At 47.3% G+C, this 2,933-nt stretch carries 2 protein-coding genes and 1 pseudogene; 1 reads left to right on the top strand and 2 read right to left on the bottom strand.

Going from position 1 to position 2,933, the window contains the following annotated elements; translation table 11 throughout:
* Positions 1-439: 439 nt before the first annotated feature.
* Positions 440-1,642, top strand: a complete 1,203-nt coding sequence (locus K2G43_RS07920) for a transglutaminase domain-containing protein (protein WP_300153985.1) — start codon at positions 440-442, stop codon at positions 1,640-1,642.
* Between the two features lie 116 nt (positions 1,643-1,758).
* On the opposite strand, the gene K2G43_RS07925 is transcribed toward K2G43_RS07920, so the two are convergent.
* Both K2G43_RS07925 and K2G43_RS07930 read right to left on the bottom strand, forming a co-directional pair.
* Positions 1,759-2,454: a zinc metallopeptidase gene (locus tag K2G43_RS07925; RefSeq protein WP_297644225.1), complete on the bottom strand. Its 696-nt coding sequence runs from the start codon at positions 2,452-2,454 to the stop codon at positions 1,759-1,761.
* Between the two features lie 131 nt (positions 2,455-2,585).
* A pseudogene (locus K2G43_RS07930) lies at positions 2,586-2,933 on the bottom strand (alpha-L-fucosidase); the annotation flags it as partial.

Consider the following 2,933-nt stretch of genomic DNA (forward strand, 5'->3'; position numbering starts at 1 on the left):
CTTTTCTGCTCCATAGTTTCTTCGGTGTTTCTTCGGACGTTCTTCGGACATTCTTCGGTCCTAGGGAGTGGAGTTTGGCCGAAGAACGTCCGAAGCCGAATAGGTCCTGGTAGGGGGCAGCCCGGGAGCAGACAGGAAGAGCTGAAGAAAAACGGGGAGACGGGAGTTTTTTCACCGGAACGTACCGACTGCAAGAAACGAATGAGAAAAACTTTTACATTCAGAAAAAAGCGCTTGCTTCAATGCCACTATCATACCCTTGGCAATCGGGCAACAGAATCAAACACTAAAGTTCTGCAAATACACTGTGGAAGTGGAATATGGATGCAAAAAGACGCTTTATGCACGCATATTGCCGATAAGTTATTTTTTTAATCGTATCTTTGGACCGACATCACTACATAAAAGCAGTGAGAACAAACCACTAACTGACACATTTATGAAAAAGAGATTCATTTTATTCAGTCTGCTGCTGATGTGCAGCATCGGTATATGCCTGGCGCAATCCGAGAACGAAAAAGTATTCGAGAAGAAAGAAGCCGCGCTCACACAGAAGCTGCAACAATCTTTTGAAGAAAACAACTACCAGGAGGTTGAAAAGAACAGCAAGGCACTGATAGCCCTGTTCAATGAACAAGACAAAGAAACGCAAAAGAGACACAGCTGGGTACTGCAAAGCTACTACTACAATCTGGCGTGTGCCCAATCCATGCTGAAAAAGAAAGAGGAAGCTCTGAAAAGTTTTAGATTGGCCTGGCAAAACGGATGTATTGATTACCAGCATATATTAAGAGATACAGACCTGGACAACATACGCAAAGAAAAAGAATTTGAAGAGATACTGGCTCAAATTAAAAAGGAAGGAGATTATCTCTATATCTTGCAAAAATCACCTCGCTATGCCAAGAACGAGCAAACAGACACACTTCCCCGCTTCACCTATGCAGCCCCCAATGACAGCAATCTGGTGAAAGTACGCCAATACTTCCAATTGGACAGTGTGGCAGGCAATGGTGACGAAATTTCCCAAATCAAAAACATACTCACATTTATCCACAACAAGATCAAGCACGACGGCCAGCACGGCAATCCCCAACAGATGAACGCCATCGCCTTGGCGGAAGCATGTAAAGACGGTTCACGTGGACTGAACTGCCGCGGACTGGCAACCGTATTGAACGAATGCTACCTGGCCATGGGATTCAAATCGCGTTTCATCACCTGCATGCCGAAGAAATATATCAGCGACTGCCACGTCATCAACGCCGTTTATTCCAGTACATTGAACAAATGGCTTTGGATAGACCCCACCAACAACGCTTGGGTCACAGACGAAAACGGGACTCTACTCAGCATCCAAGAAGTACGCGAACGCCTGCGCGACGGACGTCCCCTCAAACTCAACGAAGAGGCCAACTGGAACAATCGGGAGAAAACCACCAAAGAAGAGTATTTGGATAATTACATGGCAAAGAACCTCTATTACGTGAACTGCGCGCTGCGCTATGAGTTTGGGACAGAAGACAAAAAATATAGTCCTGACAACTACATCGCCCTCATGCCCGAAGGATATTACAACGAAATGGAAAAAGGTTCATATATAGTCTATGACGATGCCTGGTTCTGGCAAGCGCCTTACTGAAGAAATAGAAAGAACAGCCAATTCATGAGAAAAGAACGGATTGCCCCATAAAAAAAGCAGACCATCCGGCCGCATCGGTCAGATGGTCTGCTTTTTTATAAACACATTGTATGCGCTTAGTCCCTACGATTCAAGAATATCATCACGTAATAAACCAACGTTGCCAGCGAACCGAGAGCAGCCACCACATACGTATAAGCTGCCGAACGGAGCGCGTCTTCCGCCTGATTGTGGTTGTAGGAGTTCGTAATGCCCGAACGGCTGAGCCACACCAATGCCCGCTGGCTTGCATTGATTTCCACCGGCAGCGTAATGAAGCTGAACAGCGTGGTCGTGGCAAACAGGATGATGCCTGCCAACAGCAGTTGCGGGAAAGAGTTCAACATCAAGATGCCTGCCAGCAACAGCCACGACATCCATTGCGAAGCGAAACTTACCACCGGCACCAGCTTGCTGCGCAGTGTCAGCGGAGCGTAGGCACGGGCGTGCTGCACGGCGTGGCCGCATTCGTGGGCGGCTACGGCAGCAGCCATGATGCTGTTGCTGCTATACACACCCTCACTCAAGTTCACGGTCTTATCCACCGGATTGTAGTGGTCGGTCAGATGTCCGGGTGTGTGGGTCACTTTCACATCATAAATGCCATTGTCGTGCAACATCTTCAACGCCACATCCGCTCCCGTCATACCGTTTCCGGTAGGAATCTTAGAGTATTTCTTGAACTTGTTCTGAAGATTCATCTGCACCAGCCAACTGACCAAAGCAATGCCGATAAAGATAATCCATTGCATTCCTATCATTCCTGTTCCCATATTCTTTTCTTTTTTTTAGTGAATAATGATTTGTTTACTTTCTATATAACAAATAGTCTGCCAAAAATAAAGGGAAACCGCGAGCATTTCCGCAGTTTCCCTTATCTTTTAGAGTTAATTAAGAAGAAGGATTAATCCTTAATATCCAATTCTATCACTTCGTCCATCTCTGTAGGCACCTTACCCAAAGAAAGCGTAACGCCGCCCTGGCACTTCTGGAACTTTACCGGAGCCTTGTCGGCAAAGCGAACCGCCGCTTTCACCTTCTTGCCCTCCAAAGGCAAGAAGAGCGCCTTGTCCTGCAAGTCGAGAATATGCACATAGAGTTTATTCCCCTTCTGCGTCGTCACTCCCCAAGGATGCGGAGCCACGCAACCGCCACGGGTTCCGTAGATGGTCTCACCATATACTTTCATCCACTCTCCCACTTCTGCCAGACGCTCTAAGGCGACCGCCGGAAGTTCACCATCCGCCTCAGG

The sequence above is a fragment of the Bacteroides sp. genome, assembly GCF_029057325.1.
In the GTDB taxonomy this organism is placed as follows: domain Bacteria; phylum Bacteroidota; class Bacteroidia; order Bacteroidales; family Bacteroidaceae; genus Bacteroides.

What these genes read in the sequence shown, in the direction of transcription:
- K2G43_RS07920 (WP_300153985.1), top strand. Translation starts at nt 440, where the DNA reads ATGAAAAAGAGATTCATTTTATTCAGTCTGCTGCTGATGTGCAGCATC.
- K2G43_RS07925 (WP_297644225.1), bottom strand. Translation starts at nt 2,454, where the DNA reads ATGGGAACAGGAATGATAGGAATGCAATGGATTATCTTTATCGGCATT.